This window comes from Sinorhizobium saheli, assembly GCF_001651875.1.
Lineage (GTDB): Bacteria > Pseudomonadota > Alphaproteobacteria > Rhizobiales > Rhizobiaceae > Sinorhizobium > Sinorhizobium saheli.
Window position 1 is genome coordinate 40,286 of the sequence record NZ_LNQB01000081.1, and the last position, 22,108, is coordinate 62,393.

Genomic DNA, 22,108 nt, shown 5'->3' on the forward strand with positions numbered 1-22,108 from the left:
GGCCATGATGAATCTCGCCGAATATCGTCGTTCCGCTACCCGGCTTGCCGACTATCTGCCCTGGGTCGCGCTGGTCGCCCCCGGCGTCGTGCTGAACAAGGATGGCTCGTTCCAGCGCACGGCGCGGTTTCGCGGGCCTGACCTGGACTCCGCCGTCGCGGCCGAGCTGGTTGCCGTCACAGGCCGCATCAACAACGCCTTCCGCCGGCTTGGCTCCGGCTGGAGCATCTTTGTCGAGGCGCAGCGCTCCGAAGCCGCGACCTATCCCGACAGCACGTTTCCCGATCCAGCTTCCGGTCTGGTCGACGCCGAGCGCAAAGGCGATTTCGAAGAGGCCGGCGCGCATTTCGTGTCGGGCTATTTCCTGAGCTTCCTCTATCTGCCGCCCGCAGAAGAGGCGGCGCGTACCGAATCCTGGCTGTACGAAGGCCGCGAACGTACAGGCATCGATCCGCATGAGGTGCTGCGCGCCTTCACCGATCGCACCGATCGCGTGCTGGCGCTGCTCGATGGATTCATGCCGGAATGCATCTGGCTCGATGACGGCGAGACGCTGACCTATCTGCATTCTACGGTTTCCACCAAACGACATCGCGTCCGTGTTCCCGAGACGCCTGTGTATCTCGACGCGCTGCTCGCCGATCAGCCGCTGACGGGCGGGCTTGAGCCGCGCCTTGGGCCGACGCATCTGCGCGTCCTCACCATCGTCGGGTTTCCAACCGCGACGACGCCGGGGTTGCTGGACGAGCTCAATCGGCTGGCCTTTCCCTATCGCTGGAGCACCCGCGCGATCCTGATCGACAAGACGGACGCGACGAAGCTACTGACCAAGATCAGGCGTCAGTGGTTCGCGAAGCGGAAATCCATTGCGGCCATCCTCAAGGAGGTGATGACCAACGAGCAATCCGTGCTCGTGGACACCGATGCGGCGAACAAGGCTGCCGACGCCGATCTCGCCCTGCAGGAACTCGGCGCTGACGTCGCCGGCATGGCCTATGTCACCGCGACCATCACGGTCTGGGACGAGGATCCACGCCTTGCCGACGAGAAGCTACGCCTCGTCGAGAAGGTGATCCAGGGCCGTGACTTCACGGCCATGATCGAGACGGTGAACGCAGTCGATGCCTGGCTCGGGAGCTTGCCCGGCCACGCTTACGCGAATGTCCGTCAGCCGCCGATCTCGACGCTCAACCTTGCCCACATGATCCCCCTCTCTGCCGTGTGGGCGGGGCCGGAACGGGACGAGCACTTCGATGCGCCCCCCTTGCTTTACGGCAAGACCGAAGGCTCGACCCCGTTCCGGCTCAGTATCCATGTCGGCGACGTCGGCCACACGCTCGTCGTCGGTCCGACCGGCGCGGGCAAATCGGTGCTGCTGGCGTTCATGGCGCTTCAGTTCCGCCGCTACTCCGGTGCCCAGGTGTTTGCGTTCGACTTCGGGGGAAGCATTAGGGCGTCCGCGCTCGCCATGGGCGGCGACTGGCACGATCTGGGCGGAGGACTGACCGAAGGCTCCGACGCTTCCGTTTCGCTTCAGCCGCTGGCCCGCATCCACGACACCTATGAACGTGCCTGGGCGGCCGACTGGATCGTGGCGATCCTCATGCGCGAACGCATTACTATCACGCCCGATGTGAAGGAACATATCTGGACGGCGCTGACCTCGCTGGCCTCCGCGCCCGGCGAGGAACGCACCATCACCGGCCTCGCGGTCCTGCTCCAGTCCAACGACATCAAGCAGGCCCTTCGGCCCTATTGCGTGGGCGGTCCTTACGGTCGGCTGCTCGATGCCGAAACCGAGCACCTGGGTTCCGCCGATGTGCAGGCTTTCGAGATCGAGGGCCTTGTCGGCACGGGGGCCGCGCCGGCTGTGCTGGCCTACCTGTTCCATCGCATCGGCGACAGGCTGGACGGCAGACCGACGCTTCTGATCATCGACGAGGGTTGGCTCGCGCTGGACGACGAAGGTTTCGCGAGCCAGCTCCGCGAATGGTTGAAGACGTTGAGGAAGAAGAACGCCTCAGTCATCTTCGCCACGCAGTCGCTGTCCGACATCGATAATTCGGATACCGCCCCGGCGATCATCGAAGGCTGCCCGACGCGGCTGCTTCTGCCGAATGAGCGGGCCATCGAACCGCAGATCACCGCGATCTATCGCCGCTTCGGCCTCAATGACCGCCAGATCGAGATCCTCGCGCGCGCAACGCCGAAGCGGGACTACTACTGCCAGTCCCGGCGCGGCAACCGCCTCTTCGAGCTCGGCCTGTCCGAGCTCGGCCTCGCGCTGTGCGCCGCATCCTCGAAATCCGACCAAACGCTGATCGCCGACCTCGTCGCCGAGCATGGCCGCGAAGGTTTTCTCGCCGCCTGGCTCAACGCCCGTGGCGCCGGCTGGGCCGTCGATCTCATTCCGACCTTTCCGTCCCTGATCCCCGAAACCGAAAAGGAAACCGCATCATGAAGCCCCGCTTTGTCCGTTCACCGGTCGCGCTTCTCGCAGCAAGCATGCTTGCGATGCCGCTGGCGCTTTCGCCGGTCGTGACCACGCCCGCGCATGCCTGGAGGATCGTCTTCGATCCCAGCAACTACGCGCAGAACGTTCTGACGGCTGCGCGCACGCTGGAGCAGATCAACCACCAGATCACCTCGCTTCAGAATGAGGCGACGATGCTGATGAACCAGGCGAAGAATTTGGCGAGCCTTCCGTTTTCCTCGCTCCAGACGCTTCAGCAGAATGTGCAACGCACGCAGCAGCTTCTGACCCAGGCGCAGAACATCGCCTTCGATGTGCAGCGGATCGATCAGGCGTTCCAGCAGCAATATGGCAACGTCTCGATGTCGGCCACCGATCAGCAACTCGTCGCCGATGCCCGCTCGCGCTGGCAGAACACGGTCGGCGGCTTGCAGGATGCCATGCGCGTCCAGGCGGGTGTCGTCGGCAACATAGACACAAACCGCACGCAGATGAGCGAACTGGTCAACCGAAGTCAGGGCGCGACCGGTGCGCTTCAGGCGACTCAGGCCGGCAATCAGCTCCTGGCGCTCCAGTCGCAGCAGCTTTCCGATCTGGTCGCCTTGCTCGCCGCCAACGGGCGTGCCGGGGCGCTGACCGAAGCCGAGCGCACGGCTGCGGCCGAGCAGGGCCGGGAGCAGCGCCGCCGCTTCCTCACGCCCGGTTCGGGCTACCAGCCGGGCAACGCGCAGATGTTCAACGGCAACTGAGGACGGGCTTATGGACGGCAAGATGCTGGCCCGGCTGGGCGCTGTCGTGTTCGTCGCCGTCGCGATCACGGCGACGGTGCTCGAACTGACCCGGAAGGAGGAGCCGAAACAGGATTTCTCCACACGCATCATCGAACCCCCGCACGACCCGCTGCGCGACGGGCAGCGCCGGTGCCAGCAACTTGGCCAGCGGGCCGCGAACGACGCCGAATGCCTGCGCGTCTGGGCGGAAACCCGCGACCGTTTCCTTCGTCCGTCGCCTGCACCTGCGTCGCCGGCCTCCAGCGAAGGGCGGTGAAACATGGGCGGGTCCGGCGTCATCGACACATTCCTCGGAACTTTCACGCGCTACATCGACAGCGGCTTTGGTCTGCTTGGCGGCGAGGTCGCATTTATCGCCACGACGTTGATCGTGATCGACGTCACCCTGGCTGCGTTGTTCTGGAGCTGGGGCGCTGACGACGACATCATAGCGAGGCTGGTGAAGAAGACCCTGTTCGTCGGGGTCTTTGCCTACCTGATTTCCAACTGGAACAACCTGGCGAAGATCGTCTTCGACAGCTTCTCCGGCCTTGGACTGAAGGTCGCCGGCACGGGCTTCACTGCACAGGATCTCCTGCGTCCCGGCAAGGTTGCGCAGACCGGCCTTGATGCTGCGCGGCCATTGCTCGATGCGATCTCACCGCTGATGGGCTGGATCGCGGTCTTCGAAAACCTGATCCAGATCGTCTGCCTGCTTTTCGCGTGGGCACTCGTTATTCTCGCCTTCTTCATTCTGGCGATCCAGCTCTTCGTGACGCTGATCGAGTTCAAGCTGTCGACGCTGGCTGGCTTCGTACTAATCCCGTTCGGGTTATGGGGGAAATCCGCGTTCATGGCCGAGCGCGTGCTTGGCAACGTGATTTCCAGCGGCATCAAGGTGCTGGTCTTAGCCGTCATTGTCGGTATTGGCTCGACGCTGTTCAGCCAGTTTACGCAGGGTTTCGGTGGCCAGACCCCAAGCATCGACGACGCCATGGCGATCGTGCTCGCGGCGCTGTCCCTCGTTGGCCTTGGCATATTCGGTCCCGGCATCGCCTCCGGGCTAGTCAGTGGCGGTCCCCAGCTAGGCGCAGGCGCCGCAGTCGGGACCGGTCTTGCAGTCGGTGGTGCAGCACTTGCAGCGGGTGGCGGTGCGATGTTGGCCGCGAAGGGAGGAGCGGCACTTCTTTCCGGCGGTGCCGCCGCAGCTCGCGGCGGAGCAGCAGCGGCGGGCGCGGCCTCGTCAGCCTACACGCTCGGCTCCTTGGGACAGTCGGGAGCGTCTGGTGTTGCATCCGGTCTCGGAGGCGTGGCGCGTGCCGCTGGTTCAGCTTCCGTTTCCCCGTTGCGCCGTGCCGCCTCCCGCGCGTCAGAGAGCATGAAATCCAGCTTCTCCGACGGCGTCCGCGCAGGCGTCAGCTCGACCGGAGGCTCCTTCTCGTCGGGCGCCGCTGCCGGCGAATCCGATCCCGCCTCCGTCGCTCCCGCAGCCACACACGATCAGCCTCCGGCATGGGCCCAGCGCATGAAGCGCGGCCGCCATGTCGCTCACGGCGTCAGCGCCGCCGCCCATGCCGTTCGCTCGGGCGACGGCCACGGGTCCGGTGCATCCGTCAATCTCTCTGAAAGTGACCGCTCATGAATTTGTTCAAACGACCCGCCGTTCACTACGGCAAGACACCCCAACCAGAAACACCATATCAGAAGGCCGCTCAGGTCTGGGACGAGCGCCTCGGCTCCGCGCGCGTCCAGGCGAAGAACTGGCGCTATATGGCCTTTGGCTCGTTGATTCTCTCGGCCGGTTTCGCTTCCGCTTTGGTCTATCAGTCTGCGCGCGGGACAGTGGTGCCCTGGGTGGTCCAGGTGGACAATCTGGGTCAGGCTCAGGCTGTCGCGCCTGCTGCTGCCGACTATCGTCCGACCGATCCACAGGTGGCGTGGCATCTTGCACGCTTCATCGAGCAGACGAGAAGCATTCCCGCCGACCCGATCATCGTCAGGCAGAACTGGCTCAGGGCCTATGAATGGACGACCGATCGGGGCGCGGCTGCGCTCAACGACTATGCCCGAGCCAACGATCCCTTCACGAAAGTCGGCAAGCAGCAGATCGCAGTCGAGGTCTCCAGCGTCATCCGAGCCTCCCCGGACAGCTTCCGCGTCGCCTGGACCGAGAAGCATTTCGAGAATGGTCAGCTCGGCGCGACCGAGCGATGGACGGCGATCCTGACCATCGTCATCCAGCCGCCGCGCGACGCCGAGCGGCTCAAGGTCAATCCGCTCGGAATTTACATTAACGCCATCAACTGGTCGCGGGAGTTGAGCCAATGAAACCGGCTTTCCGTAAATCCGTGCTTCCGGTTCTGCTGCTTTTCGCCACCGCCTTGGCGGGTTGCGCCACGCCGCAAAAGCCACCAGAAATCAGCTACGACCGAAATGTTCCTGCGTTGCCGGCCGTTCCAGCCGCGGTCACTGACGATCGGCCCCGTCCGATACATATTCCTCCAGCGTGGACGCCGGCAAAGGGCGGCACGGTCGCCAGCACGCCGACGGATCGTGTCGAGAATGCCAATGCCGCAGCCCGCGTTCAGCCGCGCCGGGAAGGCTACTTCAACGCGATCCAGATCTACCCATGGTCGGAAGGCGCGCTCTATCAGGTCTATGCCGCTCCCGGGCAGATCACCGACATCGCACTTGAACCGGGCGAGTCGCTCACTGGCGGCGGGCCGATCGCGGCCGGTGACACCGCGCGATGGATCATCGGCGATACCGAGAGCGGCAGCGGCGCGACGCGGCGCGTCCATATCCTCGTAAAGCCGTCTCGGCCGGACATTACAACCAACCTCGTCGTGACCACCGACCGGCGTGTCTACATGCTCGAACTGCGTTCCGGCACGAAGCCCTATATGCCGTCGGTCGCCTGGGCCTATCCGCGAACACCAGCCGATCAGCGCCAGAGCGTTGCGGCCACGCCGGTCATCCCGGCCATCGCTGCACGCAACTACCGCTACGGCCTGACCGGCGGGAACCCGCCGTGGAAACCCGTATCCGTCTATGACGACGGCCGCAGAGTCTATGTCGAATTCCCCCGCGGAATCGTGCAGGGCGAAATGCCGCCGATCTTCGTCATTGGTCCGGACGGCGAAGCGCAACTCGTCAACAGCCGTATCCACCGGCACATCCTGATCGTCGATCGCCTGTTCGGCGCTGCCGAGCTTCGCCTTGGCAGCGCCGACCGTCAACAGGTTGTCAGGATTGCCCGGACCGATGGGAGACCCGCATCATGAGCGAGAACAATACCAACAACACGGCTCCCATGCGTCTTCGCGCCGAGGCACCGCGTGTCACCCGCCTTTCGCGGAAGGTGCTGGTAAGCGCGGCGGCCGTTGGGCTCGTCGGCATTGGCGGCGCGCTGATCTACGCCCTCCAGACCCGCGATGGAGGCCAGAGCGGTGAGGAACTCTACTCGACCAACAACCGCCAGACCGCAGATGGTCTCGCGGGCCTGCCACGCGACTATACCGGACCCGTGCTCGGCCCGCCGCTGCCCGGCGATCTCGGGCGGCCCATCCTCGACGCGCAGAACCGGGGCCAGCCAGTCGTTCCGCCGACGATCACGACTCCGACCGTTGACGAGGCGGAGCAGCGTCGGCGGGCAGAAGAAGAGGCGGCGCGCACCAGCCGCGTCTTCTTCCAGAGCCAGCCTGGCTCGACACCGCAGACGCCGGGAACCTCGACCACGTCGAACATCCACGGCATCGATCTCGCTGGCCCGTCGGGCCAGCCTGGGCAGCAGACTGCTCAGGACCAACAAGTTGCCTTTCTGAGTGCGCCCGTTGATCGCCGAATGACATCGTCGGATCGCGTCATGGCCCCTGCTTCGCCATTTATCCTTCAGGCTGGTTCGGTAATTCCGGCTGCACTCGTCACCGGCATTCGCTCCGATCTTCCCGGCCAGATCACGGCGCAAGTGACGGAAAATATCTACGACAGCCCGACCGGCCGGTCTCTCCTGATTCCGCAAGGCACCCGGATTATCGGCCAGTACGATAACAACGTGCAATTTGGGCAAAGAAGGGCGCTCCTGGTCTGGAATCGGCTGATCTTTCCGAACGGCCGGTCCATCGTGCTTGAACGCCAGCCGGGAGCCGACACACAGGGTTATGCCGGCCTTGAGGACGGCGTCGATTATCATTGGTGGGACCTCGCCAAGGCAGCCGGCTTATCCACCTTGCTCGCTGTCGGCACCGAACTCGCTGTTAGCGACGAGGACCGCCTGGTCGCGGCGATCCGCGATGGCGCGCAGGACACGATCAACGATGCCGGACAGCAGATCATCCGTCGCCAGTTGCAGGTCGCACCGACGCTCACCATCCGACCGGGCTTCCCCGTCCGCGTCATCGTGACCCGCGATCTTGTCCTCGAACCCTATAGAGGTTGACCATGGCAAAGCTGAAACTTGGACCGATTACCGACAACAAACCCGTCAAGGTTACGGTGGAGCTACCTGCTTCGCTTCACCGTGATCTCGTCGACTATGCGCAGGTGCTCGGCCGGGAGACGGGGAAGGCGGGCCTTGATCCGGCAAAGCTCATCGCGCCCATGATCGAACGGTTCATGGCGACGGATCGCGGCTTTGCAAAAGCTCGCCGGACGACGACCGGAGGCGGCAGCGGTGGCGGCTTATGAGGCGGAGCGCTCAGCGAAATGCTTCACTGGTTTTTGGAGGCTCGTTTCGCGCCTGGATGGGCGATCGGCTTGTCGACCGGATAGAGCGACCGCGCGGTCGCAAAATTAATGAACTGCGAGATTATCGGGCTTTGCTGTTCTGCCAAGACGACCGCACTGAACTCAACTATGTCGGTGCCATCGCCGACAGGAACGAATGCGACGTTCCTGTAATCCTCGCTGACTGTCGATTCCAGCGTCATGAACACGCCGAAACCGCGAGCCACGAGGGTAAGCAGGTCATCCCGTCCGACGTCGTGGACCGAAATGCCTGGAGTTGAGCCGCTCTCGTGGAGCTTCCTCAGAAGCAAAGATTCCATTTCGGCGCCCTTATCGCTTGCCGGGCTCAAAAAGGTCTCTTCACGCAATTCGTCCCAAAGAAGGCTTGGCAGCTCCCCGAGACGATGACTTTTCGGCAGCGCTACGACGAGACGTTCATTCCACATCCTTGTCGTCGTGCAGCCATGCACTTCCGGCGCACCTGCCAGAAATGCCACATCAAGACGCCGGCTGAGCAAACGAGTGCCGGCAATCCGCTGCGAAACCTCTTCCACACGTACATCGACCGACGGATAAGACGCCCGATAGCTTTCCAGCAGGTCACCCAGAAACCCGTTGGCTAAAGACGTCGCCACACCAATTCGCAACTCGCCGATCTCCCCACGATGAGCTTTGCGTGTGTCAAGGATCGCCTGTTCCATATGCGACGCACCAACCGCAGCCGACTGGAGGAATCGCGCTCCGGCTGACGTCAGTTCGGCGCCTTTGCGGCTGCGATCGAACAACGCAATGCCGATGCGACGCTCCAATAACTGAATCCGTCGACTGATTGTTGACTGAGAGAGATCAAGAGCCTGTGCTGCCGCGCGAAAACTTCCGTGTTCCGCAACAAGAATAGCATAGGTCAGGTAACGTAGGTCGAGCGAGAGGTCTGGCATAAGTACCGTTCCATGCCGTCTCCGCTCTATGCGGCTCTCAAGAAGATAGTAAACGGAAGAACATACGCACCGAAAGCGAGGATAATCTTGGATCGCATGTGCTGAAAACCATTGAAATCGGCTTGCACGGCGAATGTTGCACAAGCATGTTTCAGAATGATCTTGTCGTGTTGATTCACGACAAGATCGGTTAACTTGATTGAACCTATGACAACTCGAGCTTCTTCTCACAGCGCAGGAGCATGCCATACAGATCTCGAGGCTCGTCGGGGTCGGCCAAGAGGTCGAGCTCGATGAACATTCCAAGGTCGGTGATCTTGTCGCGGACGTAACGCAGCGCCGAGAAATCCTCGATCGCGAACCCCACGCTATCAAACATCGTGATCTGCCGCTCACCTGTGCGCCCGGCCACATCCCCGGTCATGACCTGCCAAAGCTCGGTGACGGGGTGCGAATGTGGAAGCTGCTGAATATCGCCTTCGATCCAGGTCTGCGGCGGATACTCCACGAAAATGTCGGAGCGTAGCAGCACGTCCTTGCTGATTTCGGTTTTTCCCGGGCAATCCCCACCGACCGCATTGATATGGACGCCCGGTCCGACATGGTTGTCGGAGAGAATTGTCGCGAACTGCTTGTCGGCGGTCACCGTCGTGATGATGTCGGCACCCTCGACAGCCTCGGCGACGGACCCACATTCGACGATGTTGAACCCAAGGCCTGTGAGGTTTCGCGTGCATTTCCTGGTGGCCGAGGCGTCGATATCGAACAGCCTGAGTTCCTGAATTCCAAGAAGGGCTCTAAAGGCACGGGCCTGGAACTCGCTTTGTGCGCCGTTACCGATGATCGCCATTGTTTTCGAGTTGGGACGGGCAAGATATTTTGCAGCGAGAGCGGATGTTGCCGCCGTGCGAAGTGCCGTGAGGATCGTCATTTCCGAAAGCAGCAACGGATAGCCGTTGCCAACATCCGACAGGACGCCGAAGGCCGTTACCGTTTGGCGGCCCTGATGTGTGTTCTTCGGATGACCGTTGACGTACTTGAAGCCGTAGAGTGTTCCATCGCTGGTCGGCATCAACTCGATAACGCCCTCTTGAGAATGGCTACCCACGCGTGGCGTCTTGTCGAAGATCGGCCAACGACGAAAATCTCTTTCGATCTCCGCCGCCAGTTCGGTCAGGAAAGTATCGATACCTACTTTGAGCACCAGTTTCATCATGTGGTCGACACTGATGAAGGGAACCACGTTCAGTTTTGGGTCGATTGGCATTCTTCCTCCAGTTATTCGAGGGTGAATTCAGGCGGCACGCGTGGGCCGATCCATGACCCGCTTGCCCATGAGACTTGCGACGAGATCGACGATGAGCCGCGCGGTCTTTCCGCGTTCGTCGAGGAACGGATTCAATTCGACGAGGTCCAGGCTGGTGACCAGCCCGCTGTCGTGAAGCATTTCCATGATGAGATGCGCCTCGCGGAACGTGGCTCCCCCCGGGACCGTGGTCCCGACACCAGGTGCGATGTCAGGATCGAGGAAATCGACGTCGAAACTGACATGCAACATCCCGTTTGCAGCACGGACGCGCTCGAGGAATCGATGGGTCACACTGGCAACGCCATGTTCGTCGATTGCGCGCATGTCATGGATCGTTATCGCCGAGGATCGCAGCGCATCTCGTTCTGCGGGATCCACGCTCCTGATGCCTATCATGCAGAGATTTTCGGGCTGGATAGCATGGCTCAGTGCAGGGTAGAAATCTTCGAAGCCACGCCGGCCTGTGTAATACGCTACGGGCGTGCCATGCAGGTTTCCGCTGACAGTGGTTTCCAGCGTGTGGAAATCGGTATGAGCATCTAGCCAAAGCACGAAGAGCGGGCGGCCGTTTTCAGAGGCGCGCCGTGCGATCCCGGGTACGGTCCCTGCCGAGATCGTGTGATCCCCACCAAGAAAGATCGGCATGCTGTTGTAGCTATGCTCATAAGCCGCGGCAGAAAGTAGTTTGATCCAAGCCACCGTTTCACCAAGGTGATGAACGGAAGCATTGGGGTGGGCGAGGTCCTGAACAGCCTTCGGGCCGAGGTTGCCGACGTCCCGGACCCTGGCGAAGCCATCATCGACGGCGTGCGCGTCAATGCTGACGGAGAAGTCATCGAGGATGCTGAAGGGCAGGGCAGTGACCATGCGCAGGAGGAGGACGAAGGCGATGCGGCGCAGCCGGTTTCCGACATTCTCACCCGCGACCTGACCGCGCATCGCACACTCGGCCTCCGCCTTGCCCTTGGCGAACAGCCGGAAACTGCGCTGATCGCCGTCACCCATGCGCTCGCCGCGCAGACTTTCTATCGCGGTGTGGAAGCCCATGCCCTCGAAATCCGGCCCACGAGTGCCGCGCTGGCCGGTCATGCGGACGGCATCGAGGACACGGCGGCGGCAAAGATGCTGGCGGATCGCCACGCGGGTTGGGCGCAGGACATGCCGCGCGACGTGGCCGATCTGTGGGGCTTCATCGCCGGATTGGATCAGGTGAGCGTCATGGCGCTGTTTGCCCATTGCGCATCGATGACGGTCAATGCCGTCAAGCAGCCATGGGAGCAGCGCCCGCGTGCCCAGCGCACCACCGACAGGCTGGCAACAGCTCTGACTTTGGACATGAGCCAGCATTGGAAGCCGACGGTGCGCAGCTATCTTGGCCGCATCACCAAGGCGCATATCCTCGCAGCCGTTCGGGAGGCCTGCGGCAACGAGGCGGCGGAGCGGATCGCGGACATGAAGAAGGCGCCGATGGCCGAGGTTGCCGAGCAGCTTCTTGGCGAAACCGATTGGTTGCCGCCGCTCCTGCGTACGGAACGGCCCGCCTTGCCGGCCTCTGAGGTTGACGGCACTGCGGGTGCAGAGACGTCGGACCCGAGCATCAGCGGCGACGTCGATCCTCGCGAAGCGGAGCGGTGGAACGAAGACCCGGAGGCCTTCGACACAGAAGAAGATGGCCCGGATGCTGAAACGATTGTCTTCCCGGAAGCCGCTGAGTGAACAGGGTGGCCGGAGCCACATCGCTCCGGCCTCACTCTCCGCATCGGGAAAATTTGCGGCCGCGCCACAAGGGCGCGGCCGTGACCTCGACGCAAACACGGTGATCACTTCTGTCGAAACGCAGGCTTCGCGTCGTCGTCACATGGCGGGAGAACGAGGGATATGCCCATGACACCGATCATCGTCCTGGCTGTCGCGCTGTCCGCCGCAACGTGCGTTCTCGCCTTTGCGCTGGCGACTTATGCTTTGCCGTTCATGTTTGGTCTTGCCGCCTTCCATCTGGCGCATGCATGCGGCGCGGGCGTGATTGTCGCTGGCGTTGTCGCCATCACCGCCGCAATCCTGTCGTTCGCGTTGTTCGTCTATCTCCGGGAGGTCTTGCGCAGCCAATCCGCCAGGCTCGTCTTCACCATTGTCTATGCTGCTCCCGCTGCCGTCGCAGGATATGCGCTGATGCACGGCGTCACCGGCGCGGCACTTCTTTCGGAACCCCTGAGACAGTTGTTTTGCGTCGCAAGCGGCGCATTCGTCGCGACCGCTGCCATGCTGCGGCTCTGCGCAACAAAGTGAACAGGAAACGGCCAGTTCGCTGGCACAGAAGTAGATCGATTCCAGCGAGCGCCTGCACGTTGTTCTCTGTTTGTTTACTGGAGGATCCTACAGTTTCCCATCATGTCTCAGCATGCTCTCATGGGTCGTCAGAAACATCAGGCAGGAGAGACATATGACGGAGCAATCCTTCGTGTTCTACACATCCAGATTGCAGGGCGCCATGAAAGAGGATCGCTGGGCCTATACCGGAATTCCGGACATTTTCTATCATACCCACGAAGAAGCGCGCGCCGACATCATTGCCATGCTCACCCAAGTCGAGGACTCACCCGACGAAACGCCGGGCGTCCACCAGATTGAACGAATAGAGACACTGCCGGTGTCCAAAGATACTCTGGTCGCCTTGCTCAACGAAGGTATGGGCGCCTTCATCAAGAGCTACGAAATTGTGGAGATTGTCGGCTAGCGGCGACGGCCTGTCGGGCCCGTCACTGCAACGCCAGTGGTCACGATCACATGCAGCAACGGGAACACCGCACCAGACTGCACGGGAGTGCGGTGCTTCTGTCCAAACCACCCGTGCAAAATCAACGCGACAAACTGCGGATCGTCGGGCTTGGCGGGATGAACTGTGGCGCTCATGCCATTCGCCCCTCCAAGCTCGCCCGAACCCGGTGACGTCGAGAGCAACCAACGACTGGCCCATCATGCGCACTTGCCCACCGGAGGAAAACGTTCAGAGGCTTGAATGAGACCGAGCGGGTGGTTGCGCGCGAGCCCGATGACCGCTGCCTTCGGGGAGGTGGAGGCGCCGATGGTAGCCATGCTGCGGTTGACCTGCCTCACTGACAAGATCACGCCCAACGCGAACTCGATTGATCTGGTCTGACCGAAGACCGGCGGCGAAATCGCCGCCTCGATCTCAATTCCGCAACGTCCGCCATCCGCTTTTTTCCGCCGCCGGCCTGATGGCCGGCTTTGCATCGCGAAATCAAAAAAGCGGCTGTCAGCCGCCCTCCATTCCATTCCGGCCCAAGGGTGCGGCCCGATCGTCCCCGGTCCAACGACCGTCATCGAGATCGCGATAGGCGCGATCCGATCAGCAAAAAGGACATCGCATCATGGCTACCATCGGCACCTTCACCCGCTCCGCAAACGGCGAAATCTCGGGTTCGGTCAAAACCCTCACCCTCAACGTCAAGTCCGTGAAGTTCGTGCCCGCCGAGGGCGACACCGAGAACGGCCCGGACTACCGCGTGTTCGCAGCAGCTTGCGAGTTCGGCGCCGCTTGGAAGAAACAGTCCGACAAGGGCAATTCCTACCTCTCCGTGAAGCTGGACGATCCGAGCTTCGCCGCCCCGATTTACGCCAGCCTGGTCGAGACGGAAGGCGACGAACTGGCTCTCATCTGGTCGCGGCGCCGCGCGAGCAACTGATCCCGGAACCGACAAGGCCCCGCGCAAGCGGGGCCTTTCACTCGACAGCGGCTTCAATCGCGGCTCGCCACAAGCCGCAGCTTTGGTTTGCTGCTCTCTTTCAAGTCCTTTCCTGGCGGGGCAAGGCCATGCATTTCAGCAAATTCATCCGCATTGGTTCGAAGTGCCTCAGCCAATTCCTCCAAAGAGTAACCTAGCTCTTTCATGTGAAGGTCGACCAGTTGCCTGCCGAGCTTGCCTGATTCCGGCTGAATATCGAACTCCTTGGGCTCTCGTGTCCTGTACCCGTACATGCTCATCTGTTTGTACAAACGGGTAGCACTTGGATCTGAGATGACGCCGAGTGTCTTGGCTCGGTAGATCAAAGCCGACATGGCAACCCGCCATTTCTGTTTCAGTTGCCCTAACTTCGGAATCGATAGCCCCCGCTTCAGATCGGCCAACACCCCCGTTTGTGGCATGAGGAGCTCGGCCGCGAATTCATTGGCCTCTTTCTCCATTGCCTCATACGGATAGGGATGAAGCACGACGTGTCCGTATTCGTGCGCCAAGCTAAAGCGCTTGCGATCTGCAGGCCGGTTCCGATTGAGGACGATGACCGGCTTCATGCCAGTTGGCCGGAGGGTGACGCCATCGATGTCGGCGTCGCCGAAGTCACCTTCGACGACAAGAATTCCGGTCGATTCGACATATCGCACGAGGTTCCCGAGAGGAGCATCCCCCAATTGCCACGACGCTCGCACACGAAGTGCCGCCATGCTGGCCGATGTCACCGCACTGGCGTGTTCGCTGACGCTCGACTGGCTATCGACGACCTCAAATTGCAGAAGCTGGTATTCCGGTTCCAAATCGATCGCGTCCAACAGTCTGCGGAACTGGAAGACGAAATGATTGGCGAGCGCAATGACAGCATGTTGATCTTTGGCGGAGACAGCAGCCTTCTTCCGGAACGCTGCGCCGTGAAGACTCATTGGAGTCCTGTAAAGCAGCTCCTGCTCATAGAAAAAGCTTACCGGGAATCCCAAGAAACGCGCGATCGATTGGATCTCTTCCAACGAAAGCACGTCTCGGGTGCCGTTTTCGATACGAGAGATCGCTGCTTGAGCAACCCCTGTTCCTGCGGCCAATTCCTTCTGAGTTTTTCCGCGTCTGTTACGAGCTAGAAGCAGCATCTCCCCGTTTATCGGTTTCGCTGCCATGTTTGAACTCGTCTCCTCTTCCCTTCTTCAACGTCACCTTTGTTCCGCTCGGCCCATCTACAGGAGCGGGTTCCGCCACGCCAGTAGCCTCAGAGGCCGACTCGCGATGGATTTCGATTTTCCGCTGATCGACCTTGTCGGCGAACTTGAGATACGCCCGGGCAACCGAAGCACCCGTACCACTAAGATGGCAGGCGATAAAAAATAGAAGGTCGGAAGGTGCTTCCACTTCAAAGCCGGGGAGTGTGGGCTCCCGCTCAATGTCATAGGCTGCGAATTGATGTGCAGCTTTTGACGTGCCGCCGCGGGGCCCCGCCAAGTGAAGCTCGAAGCAAACGGTGTAGTCTTTCCCGTCAATGGGAAGGGTGCCCGTAATCTTGTTGCTCTGACCGTTCTCGCAATAGTCGACACTCAGTCCGTGATCCGAAAGACTGGCCGCCGCCGCGGCGTCTGCCAGTGCCCCATTCAGCACCGATCCAGTCGCCCTTGCGTCGCCCAAGTCCACATGCCGCACTTTTGCGAAATCGGACAGGGTCCCTTCGAGTTCTCCGATGAGCGCCCAGATTGGTGCTTCAAACTGTTCTCGAGCGGCGAGCAGTGCGTTGTCTCTGTTCAAGTCCGAATCGCCTTCTACCATTTCGACATCCTGCATATAGCTGCGCCAGCACGAAGTGTCAAAATATTCAGAAAAATATTCACGGCCTGAATATTCTTGTCCACAGATACATGACCGCCTCGGGGGGAGCCAAGGGAGACATTCCCCCTTGCTCCCCGCAATCGCCGCCTGCGCACGGCAGGCCCGCCGGTTCGCAGGACTGACGACAGCCAACACCTCTCGCTATTTCCACCTGGTCCCGCTCACGCTGGCAGCCCGGCCATGCTCGCCGGCATTTGCCCCCTCCATCCCCGCGCGCTCGCGCGCCCCCGGGAAGCATGTCGAGGGACATGCCTCCGGCATCTACGGGAAAAGGAGCAAGGACATGAACAGCATGAGCAACCAGCAGGTCGAGCAGGGCTTTAAGGTCGATATCTCGCGCGGCGAGCGGATCGGGCGGGTGTCGTCGGAATGGTTTTCGCGGCCGGATGACGAGCGCTATCTGTCGCTGACGGAGCTTTACGATGCGGTGAAGGCGAGGGCGGATCGCGCCACGGCCCGCACCGTGGAAAGCCGCGCCGTGCGCGTGGAGGCAACCCGCGACAATGCCGAACGGCTTGCGCTCATCGTTCCCGGGCAGGAAGAACCCATCGCCCCGACGCATTGGAGCTTCGGCCAGCTTTGCAGCCTCGTCAGCGCACCGGCAACCTACATGCGTCAGCTTCCCGCGCCGTTGGCGGGCATCAACCTGCAGCATGGCTTACTGTCGCATCGGTCTGAGCTCATCAAGACCCTTGAAGCGGAAGACGGTCGCGTCGAGTTGCGCGCCGTGACCGGCCCCGACTATGGCCGCATCTGGGATCATGAGCTTGTCAGCGCCGTGATGAAGATCGCAGGCGATGGTGTGGGCGATACGATGTGGAAGGTGCCGGGCGTGCTCGATTGGGCGACCATGACACACAATCCCTTTGTGGACGCGACGAAGGACACGACCACGCTCTACGCCAGCGACCGCGACGTGTTCCTGTTCCTCGTCGACGATACGCATCCGATTGAGGCCGGACGCCTGCCGAACGGAGAGCCGGATCTGTATTTCCGGGGCTTTTATGCATGGAACAGCGAAGTCGGCAGCAAGACGCTCGGCATTGCGAGCTTCTATCTGCGCGCCGTGTGCATGAACCGCAACCTGTGGGGCTGCGAAAATTTCGAGGAGATCACCATCCGCCATTCGAAGTTCGCGGCACAGCGGTTCGCGCATGAGGCAGCCCCCGCGTTGCGCTCGTTCGCCAATTCGTCGCCCGCGCCGTTCGTCGCCGGCATCAAGGCAGCGCGGGAGCGGATCGTTGCCCACACCGACGAGGACCGCCAGGCGTTCCTGCGCAAGCGCGGTTTCAGCAAGGCGGAAACCGGAAAGATCATCGATGCCGTCTTGGCTGAGGAAGGACGCCCGCCCGAAAGTATCTTCGATTTCGTACAGGGGATGACGGCGCATGCCCGCACCAAGCCGCATCAGGATGCGCGGCTTGATCTGGAAGCAAAGGCCAAGACCCTGCTTGAGCGGGTTTGATGGAAAACGGACCGGAAGCGAGGGAGGATTTCGCTTCCGGTCCGTAGGCCCGCCGCGCGTCAAGTCGACGCGCTGGAACCTGCCGTATTCGTTGCGAGCCGTGAACCCATTTTTCCGCTATGGCGATATTCCCGCTTCGGTAGCGCGCTCGCCGGGCTCCGCCCGGCTCGCGTTATCACGTCGCCAATATTTCGACAGGGGACTGGCTAAGGCCACGAATACCCAATATATTGGGTGGCGCTTGTCAGGTATCCAGCGACTTCTCCCGTATGAACTTGAGGGAGAGAGTCGCCAGAAACCTGCGCCGTTTACGACATGAGAAATCTATGTCGCAGGAAGAGCTTGCCCATCTTGCTAAAGTTAATCGGAACTCTGTCGGCATGTTGGAACGCGAAGAGTTCGCCGCGTCAATCGACCTGCTTGAACGGCTTGCACTTGCTCTCGGGGTCGATGCTACCGAGTTTCTTCGCGACGACGCTTGAATTGCGAACAGCTCCATCCACTAATCGACGAACGCGGGTATTCCGCCTACCTCTATCGTGGGCTTGCTGCGATGTCGCGCTTATGGAATTCTTAAACCCGGTCGATGGGGCAGAGCCAGAATGAAGCAGCCGCCCAAATGGTGAGGGTCGATCGATGAAGAAGCCTCTGCGCGACGATGGCCCGCCGCTGACCGACCGCGTCAACGACTACGACGAGGCTCACTTCGCGACTTATCTTCGGCTGCTCGACGCCGATGCGGAAGGCGCTGACTGGCGCGAGGCGGTCAGCATCATCTTCGGCATCGATCCCGCTGCCGAGCCTGCTCGCGCCAAACGCATATATGACACCCATCTTGCTCGCGCCCGCTGGATGACGAAAGAGGGTTACCGGCACCTACTGGAAGGCCGGATGCAATGATCTCCTGAAACGTCTCGTTGTTGCCATGATCTGCATGCCCGTGTTGCGGGCATTTCGGCGCGGCGTCATTCCAAATATGGGGGTTGTTCCGTTCGAGTCCGGATGAATACATGTGCGCCTCTCTCATGTTTCTGGACCGGAAGGGACTGCCGATGGAACCATTAGAGGATTGGCGCTCGCCGAAGTTCGAAGAGGAACTCGGCCGGCTGGATCGAGGCGGGATCAGCTTCGAGTTCCTGCGCCGCAATGGCGAATACCGAGCTCGCTACAAGGCGGCGACGGACGAACGCGGCAAGGACGCTGCCGCGTTGATTGCTGCCAGGGAGGGCCTGACCCGGCAGTGGGGTCTTACGTTTCCCAGCTGATCCGTACCGGCCTGCCACCCATTCCAAACCCGTCTGGCTGCCGCAACTCTTTCCAGCGACACTGATCATTGCGCCGGCGCCGCCCGGCTTCGAGGGCTGCCTTTCCCTTGAGCCAGGAGCTCTGCCGGCGGAGAACGCCATCCATGCCGACGGCTTCCACGTCAGCATCCGCGATGTCGATGGACTTCATCGTCTGTGGTTTGCAGGCGGTGACGCGCCGCTCAAGGCCGCCGTTCTCATTCCGCTCGACGCACATCTTCCTGAGCGCCTGCAGAGCCTGCAGCGATGGCACCGCTGGCTTTCACGCCAGGCATCCGGTCCGGTGCCACGCTGGCAGCGCTTCTCTCCCTATCGCATCCACCGCTTCAGCCTGATGCTGCGCGCCTGGGATGGCGTCAGCAAGGGCGTGTCCCGGCAGGAGGTGGCGAGCGTGCTGTTCAATCCGGCGCTCAAGAAACTGCGCTCGCTCGACTGGAAGAATTGCCCGGAACGCCGCCGCCTTCACCGTCTGCTCAAGGCCGCGCAGCACCTGATCGAGGACGGCTATCGCCGCTTGCTCAAGCCAGACTCCGAATAAGCAAAGATCTCTGATCTCGCGCCATCTGGCCGTCCCTTCATCGTGCCGTCAATGGGGGGACACTCGCAGGAGCGCGCGAATTTTGTCACTCCGCCTTGCCCGCTGATCTTCGCCATCCTCGCAACCGATCCGCCCGATCCGCGGCGGTTGTGACGGAGGTCGAAGATGCAGCAGAAAACCGATCCCGACTGGCCGCGTTTCGTGCGCACCCCCGAGGCTGCCCGGCTCCTCGATCTTTCTCCCCGCACACTGGAAAAGCACCGCTGCGAGGGAACCGGCCCCATCTATCGCAAGCTTGGCGGCCGCGTCGTCTATTCGGTAGCCGATTTAGAGGCATGGGTGGAAGCCGCCGCGCGGCATTCGACGTCCGAGGCGGTGAAAGCGCGGTCGAAACCGGCTCTCATTCCCGCTGCCGGTACAGCGCGATAACTGGCGTGTCCTTCATGACGACACATCGCACCTATCAGGGCCAGCAGCTCGAACTCTTCCAGGCGCGCGGAGGGGACATCGCGGCGAGAGACGCGCAGGACCTGATGTCCTGGCCGTTCTTCTCGCTCGCCAAATCTCGCCGTGTCCGGCCGATCGACTTCAAGATGGGAGACGTTGCCATTCGGGTCGAGGCGACGGCCGAACACGGCATGGCGACCATCTGGGACGCCGACATCCTGATCTGGGCGGCCTCGCAGATCGTCGAGGCGCGCGACAAGGGCCTACGCACGTCCCGCTTCATGTCAGCCACGCCATACGAAATCCTCACCTTCATCAATCGCGACGACTCCGCCCGCAGCTACGAGCGGCTGAAGGCGGCGCTCGATCGGCTGCAGTCGACGACCGTCGTCACCTCGATCCGTCAGCCGTCAGAGCGGCGGCGCCATCGCTTTTCCTGGATTGCCGAATGGAAAGAGCGGTTGGACGACAAGGGCCGGCCGCTGGGCATTGAGATGATCCTGCCGGACTGGTTCTATGCCGGCGTTCTCGACAATGCGCTGATCTTGACGATCGATGACGCCTATTTCGATCTGACGGGGGGGCTGGAGCGCTGGCTCTATCGCCTGGTGCGTAAGCATGGCGGCCGCCAGACCTGGGGCTGGAGCTTCGATCTCCAGCATCTGCATCTCAAATCCGGCAGCTTGTCGCCGTTCCGCCGCTTCCGCTTCGAGGTGCGGGCGATCGTCGCCCGTCAGCCGCTGGTCGGTTACCGGCTGGCAATGTCGATCGATCCCGACGGCCGAGAGCGGCTGACATTCCGTCCGGTATCACCAGAAAAAGCTGCTTCCAAACGCATGCAACGGGTAGCGCCATGACGGTCCGCTCTTTCGATCTCGCGTGCTGTGGACAAGCTGTGGATGGGCCCGTGCTATCGGGAACGCCAAAGCCCGTGCTATCAGGGACGCGATCCCCGTGCTATCGGGAACGCCAACGGGTCGTAACCCATTGGTCGTTCAGGTCCAATTCGGCTCCCTCTAACTTACCTAACACAGAATCCTTCGGATTCTGCCTAACGCACCCCGGCAAAATCGTCGCTGTGGACCGCCCGATCGCGGGCCGATCCGACCCGCGCCACCACCCGACCGTGCCGACGGTCGGAGGCGTGCCATGACCACGCTTGAGAGGCCCGACAGCTTTCCCGCCGATGCAGCCGTGGTGGAACTCACCTGGCGCAAGGGCAAGATCGAGCACTGGATCCGGTTTGGCGAAATTGTCGCCGAACAGAGGATCGGCCGCGAAAAACGCATCGTCGGTTTCGCGCCCGGCAGCCTCTTCGCCTTCGTCCGCTGGGCCGCCAACGACTATGGCACGGTGATTTCGCGCATCGACATCGTCCGCGCTGTCCGCGCCGGTGAGAGCTATCAAACGCTGCCCTTCGTCCGCCCCGGCGGCGAGATCCTGCTCAGGCTCTACGGCTGGCCGAAGGTCGAAACCGTGCTCTTCGCCATCGACGCGATCGAGGCGCTCGGTATCCAGCCGACACAAGTTTCGCCGGACCATTGGCGGCATCTTCATCACCGCCTCAGCGTCAACGAACCCTTCCACGCCTATTCGCGCGAGCAGCATCGCGCCTGGTTGAAACGGGCGGCTCTTGGCGATCCCAGTGACGAAGGAGAGCCCCGATGACGCACTTCGCCTGGATCATCGCGACCTATGTTTCGGCCCTCTTTACCACGGGCCTTGTCTTCTTCCATCCGCAGAAGAAGTTCATCTGGAATGCCTCGGCCAGCGCGCCGATCGGGCTCTATCGTATCGAGCCGGTCGACCAGCTTGACGTCACCGATCTTGCCGTGGTGATGCCGCCCGACACGCTCGCGGGCTTCCTCGATAGCCGCGGCTATCTGCCGAAAGGTGTGCCGCTCATCAAGCGCGTGCTGGCGCTCTCCGGCACGAAAGTCTGCCGCCACGACAAGGCGATCAGCGCCTATGACATGGTCTATGGCGAGGCACTCGAGCGCGACAGCCACGGCCGTCCACTGCCCGTCTGGCAGGGCTGCATCACGATCGAAAAAGGCCACGCCTTCTTCATGAATTGGGACGTGTCCGACAGCCTCGACGGCCGATATTTCGGGGCACTTCCGCTGTCGACGGTCATCGGTCGCGCCGTCCCCCTATGGACCTATGACGACCCGCCAACATCCCCTCCCTCAACCAGCGAAAGGCAAAGAGGATGACGCAGATTGGTACATTCACGCGCAAGGAAGATGGCTTCTTCGGACGCATCCGCACGCTCACCCTCGACATCGAAGTCACCATCCTGCCGGCCGATGAAACGGACGCCGAGAACGCGCCGAACCACCGCGTGTTCGCCTCGGGACAGGAGGTTGGCGCCGCCTGGGATCGCACCGGCGAGCGGGCCGGCAGCTATCTCTCCGTCGCGATCGACGATCCGTCTTTCGTCGAACCGATCCGCGCCCGCATGTTCGAATCCGACACCAGGAAAGATGTCTGGAACCTGCACTGGACGCGCAAGACCCGGCGCGACGAACAGGCGTAA

General features: G+C 61.8%; 28 protein-coding genes and 1 pseudogene. 22 read left to right on the forward strand and 7 right to left on the reverse strand.

The window, feature by feature from the left end:
• The first annotated feature begins 4 nt into the window (after positions 1-4).
• From trbE to ATB98_RS18860, 8 genes are read left to right on the forward strand one after another with little or no spacing between them, the layout of a single operon-like run.
• The gene (gene trbE, locus ATB98_RS18825; protein ID WP_066876198.1) at positions 5-2,461 is read left to right on the forward strand and encodes a conjugal transfer protein TrbE; all 2,457 of its coding nucleotides are present in this window, start codon (positions 5-7) and stop codon (positions 2,459-2,461) included.
• Positions 2,458-3,222, forward strand: a complete 765-nt coding sequence (trbJ, locus tag ATB98_RS18830; protein WP_066876200.1) for a P-type conjugative transfer protein TrbJ — start codon at positions 2,458-2,460, stop codon at positions 3,220-3,222. Before trbE ends, trbJ begins: the two co-directional genes overlap by 4 nt.
• Positions 3,223-3,232: 10 nt before the next feature.
• Positions 3,233-3,520, forward strand: coding sequence for a putative entry exclusion protein TrbK-alt (trbK-alt, locus tag ATB98_RS18835; protein WP_066876201.1), 288 nt, complete (start codon positions 3,233-3,235; stop codon positions 3,518-3,520).
• 3 nt (positions 3,521-3,523) lie between these two features.
• The gene (gene trbL / locus ATB98_RS18840) at positions 3,524-4,885 is read left to right on the forward strand and encodes a P-type conjugative transfer protein TrbL (protein WP_066876202.1); all 1,362 of its coding nucleotides are present in this window, start codon (positions 3,524-3,526) and stop codon (positions 4,883-4,885) included.
• On the forward strand, positions 4,882-5,571 hold the full coding sequence (trbF, locus tag ATB98_RS18845) for a conjugal transfer protein TrbF (protein WP_066876204.1): 690 nt from the start codon (positions 4,882-4,884) through the stop codon (positions 5,569-5,571). The genes trbL and trbF overlap by 4 nt, the downstream gene beginning before the upstream one ends.
• Positions 5,568-6,527: a P-type conjugative transfer protein TrbG gene (gene trbG / locus ATB98_RS18850; RefSeq protein ID WP_066876206.1), complete on the forward strand. Its 960-nt coding sequence runs from the start codon at positions 5,568-5,570 to the stop codon at positions 6,525-6,527. Before trbF ends, trbG begins: the two co-directional genes overlap by 4 nt.
• Complete coding sequence (locus tag ATB98_RS18855) at positions 6,524-7,681, forward strand: TrbI/VirB10 family protein (RefSeq protein ID WP_066876208.1); 1,158 nt, start codon at positions 6,524-6,526, stop codon at positions 7,679-7,681. The genes trbG and ATB98_RS18855 overlap by 4 nt, the downstream gene beginning before the upstream one ends.
• A gap of 2 nt (positions 7,682-7,683) precedes the next feature.
• Positions 7,684-7,929, forward strand: a complete 246-nt coding sequence (locus ATB98_RS18860; protein WP_066876210.1) for a DUF2274 domain-containing protein — start codon at positions 7,684-7,686, stop codon at positions 7,927-7,929.
• 23 nt (positions 7,930-7,952) lie between these two features.
• On the opposite strand, the gene ATB98_RS18865 is transcribed toward ATB98_RS18860, so the two are convergent.
• The 3 genes from ATB98_RS18865 to rocF form a co-directional block, all read right to left on the reverse strand.
• Positions 7,953-8,906: a LysR family transcriptional regulator gene (locus ATB98_RS18865; RefSeq protein ID WP_066876213.1), complete on the reverse strand. Its 954-nt coding sequence runs from the start codon at positions 8,904-8,906 to the stop codon at positions 7,953-7,955.
• Between the two features lie 205 nt (positions 8,907-9,111).
• Complete coding sequence (locus ATB98_RS18870; RefSeq protein WP_066876215.1) at positions 9,112-10,173, reverse strand: ornithine cyclodeaminase; 1,062 nt, start codon at positions 10,171-10,173, stop codon at positions 9,112-9,114.
• Between the two features lie 27 nt (positions 10,174-10,200).
• On the reverse strand, positions 10,201-11,082 hold the full coding sequence (gene rocF, locus ATB98_RS18875; RefSeq protein WP_066876370.1) for an arginase: 882 nt from the start codon (positions 11,080-11,082) through the stop codon (positions 10,201-10,203).
• On the opposite strand from rocF, the pseudogene ATB98_RS18880 reads away from it, so the two are divergent.
• The 3 genes and pseudogenes from ATB98_RS18880 to ATB98_RS18890 form a co-directional block, all read left to right on the forward strand.
• A pseudogene (locus ATB98_RS18880) lies at positions 11,002-11,931 on the forward strand (chromosome partitioning protein ParB); the annotation flags it as partial. The gene rocF and the pseudogene ATB98_RS18880 sit on opposite strands and share 81 nt — an antisense overlap.
• A 168-nt stretch (positions 11,932-12,099) precedes the next feature.
• A complete protein-coding gene (locus ATB98_RS18885; RefSeq protein ID WP_066876372.1) occupies positions 12,100-12,501 on the forward strand; it encodes a hypothetical protein in 402 nt (133 codons plus the stop codon).
• Positions 12,502-12,655: 154 nt separating this feature from the next.
• Complete coding sequence (locus ATB98_RS18890; RefSeq protein WP_066876217.1) at positions 12,656-12,949, forward strand: hypothetical protein; 294 nt, start codon at positions 12,656-12,658, stop codon at positions 12,947-12,949.
• Here ATB98_RS18890 and ATB98_RS18895 read toward each other — a convergent pair.
• On the reverse strand, positions 12,946-13,125 hold the full coding sequence (locus tag ATB98_RS18895; protein WP_066876219.1) for a hypothetical protein: 180 nt from the start codon (positions 13,123-13,125) through the stop codon (positions 12,946-12,948). The two genes, ATB98_RS18890 and ATB98_RS18895, sit on opposite strands and share 4 nt — an antisense overlap.
• 63 nt (positions 13,126-13,188) lie before the next feature.
• Positions 13,189-13,557 carry a hypothetical protein gene (locus tag ATB98_RS29070; RefSeq protein WP_153435713.1) on the reverse strand — a complete coding sequence of 123 codons (369 nt, stop codon included), beginning with the start codon at positions 13,555-13,557 and terminating at the stop codon, positions 13,189-13,191.
• Between the two features lie 47 nt (positions 13,558-13,604).
• Here ATB98_RS29070 and ATB98_RS18900 point away from each other — a divergent pair, with 47 nt between their 5' ends.
• Positions 13,605-13,919 (forward strand): DUF736 domain-containing protein, encoded by a 315-nt coding sequence (locus ATB98_RS18900; RefSeq protein WP_066876221.1) that lies wholly within the window; start codon positions 13,605-13,607, stop codon positions 13,917-13,919.
• A 53-nt stretch (positions 13,920-13,972) separates the two neighbouring features.
• Here ATB98_RS18900 and ATB98_RS18905 read toward each other — a convergent pair whose 3' ends face one another.
• On the reverse strand, positions 13,973-15,118 hold the full coding sequence (locus tag ATB98_RS18905) for an XRE family transcriptional regulator (protein WP_084435581.1): 1,146 nt from the start codon (positions 15,116-15,118) through the stop codon (positions 13,973-13,975).
• On the reverse strand, positions 15,072-15,755 hold the full coding sequence (locus ATB98_RS18910; RefSeq protein WP_153435714.1) for a hypothetical protein: 684 nt from the start codon (positions 15,753-15,755) through the stop codon (positions 15,072-15,074). Before ATB98_RS18910 ends, ATB98_RS18905 begins: the two co-directional genes overlap by 47 nt.
• A gap of 343 nt (positions 15,756-16,098) precedes the next feature.
• Between ATB98_RS18910 and ATB98_RS18915 the strand changes: the two genes are divergently transcribed.
• From ATB98_RS18915 to ATB98_RS18965, 10 genes are all read left to right on the forward strand, one after another.
• Positions 16,099-17,280: a DUF932 domain-containing protein gene (locus ATB98_RS18915; RefSeq protein WP_066876227.1), complete on the forward strand. Its 1,182-nt coding sequence runs from the start codon at positions 16,099-16,101 to the stop codon at positions 17,278-17,280.
• Between the two features lie 269 nt (positions 17,281-17,549).
• Entirely contained in the window at positions 17,550-17,762 is a 213-nt protein-coding gene (locus ATB98_RS18920; protein ID WP_066876229.1) for a helix-turn-helix transcriptional regulator, read from the forward strand.
• 154 nt (positions 17,763-17,916) lie between these two features.
• Positions 17,917-18,180 (forward strand): DNA -binding domain-containing protein, encoded by a 264-nt coding sequence (locus ATB98_RS18925; protein WP_066876231.1) that lies wholly within the window; start codon positions 17,917-17,919, stop codon positions 18,178-18,180.
• Positions 18,181-18,332: 152 nt separating this feature from the next.
• Positions 18,333-18,545: a transcriptional regulator domain-containing protein gene (locus ATB98_RS18930; protein ID WP_084435598.1), complete on the forward strand. Its 213-nt coding sequence runs from the start codon at positions 18,333-18,335 to the stop codon at positions 18,543-18,545.
• A 67-nt stretch (positions 18,546-18,612) separates the two neighbouring features.
• Complete coding sequence (locus tag ATB98_RS30555) at positions 18,613-19,122, forward strand: DUF2285 domain-containing protein (RefSeq protein ID WP_407695296.1); 510 nt, start codon at positions 18,613-18,615, stop codon at positions 19,120-19,122.
• Between the two features lie 165 nt (positions 19,123-19,287).
• Positions 19,288-19,551 carry a helix-turn-helix transcriptional regulator gene (locus ATB98_RS18945; RefSeq protein ID WP_066876238.1) on the forward strand — a complete coding sequence of 88 codons (264 nt, stop codon included), beginning with the start codon at positions 19,288-19,290 and terminating at the stop codon, positions 19,549-19,551.
• 14 nt (positions 19,552-19,565) lie between these two features.
• Entirely contained in the window at positions 19,566-20,426 is an 861-nt protein-coding gene (locus ATB98_RS18950) for a replication initiator protein A (RefSeq protein WP_066876376.1), read from the forward strand.
• 292 nt (positions 20,427-20,718) lie between these two features.
• Positions 20,719-21,237 (forward strand): DUF2840 domain-containing protein, encoded by a 519-nt coding sequence (locus ATB98_RS18955; RefSeq protein ID WP_066876240.1) that lies wholly within the window; start codon positions 20,719-20,721, stop codon positions 21,235-21,237.
• Positions 21,234-21,785 (forward strand): S26 family signal peptidase, encoded by a 552-nt coding sequence (locus ATB98_RS18960; protein ID WP_153435717.1) that lies wholly within the window; start codon positions 21,234-21,236, stop codon positions 21,783-21,785. Before ATB98_RS18955 ends, ATB98_RS18960 begins: the two co-directional genes overlap by 4 nt.
• Entirely contained in the window at positions 21,782-22,108 is a 327-nt protein-coding gene (locus ATB98_RS18965; protein WP_066876242.1) for a DUF736 domain-containing protein, read from the forward strand. Before ATB98_RS18960 ends, ATB98_RS18965 begins: the two co-directional genes overlap by 4 nt.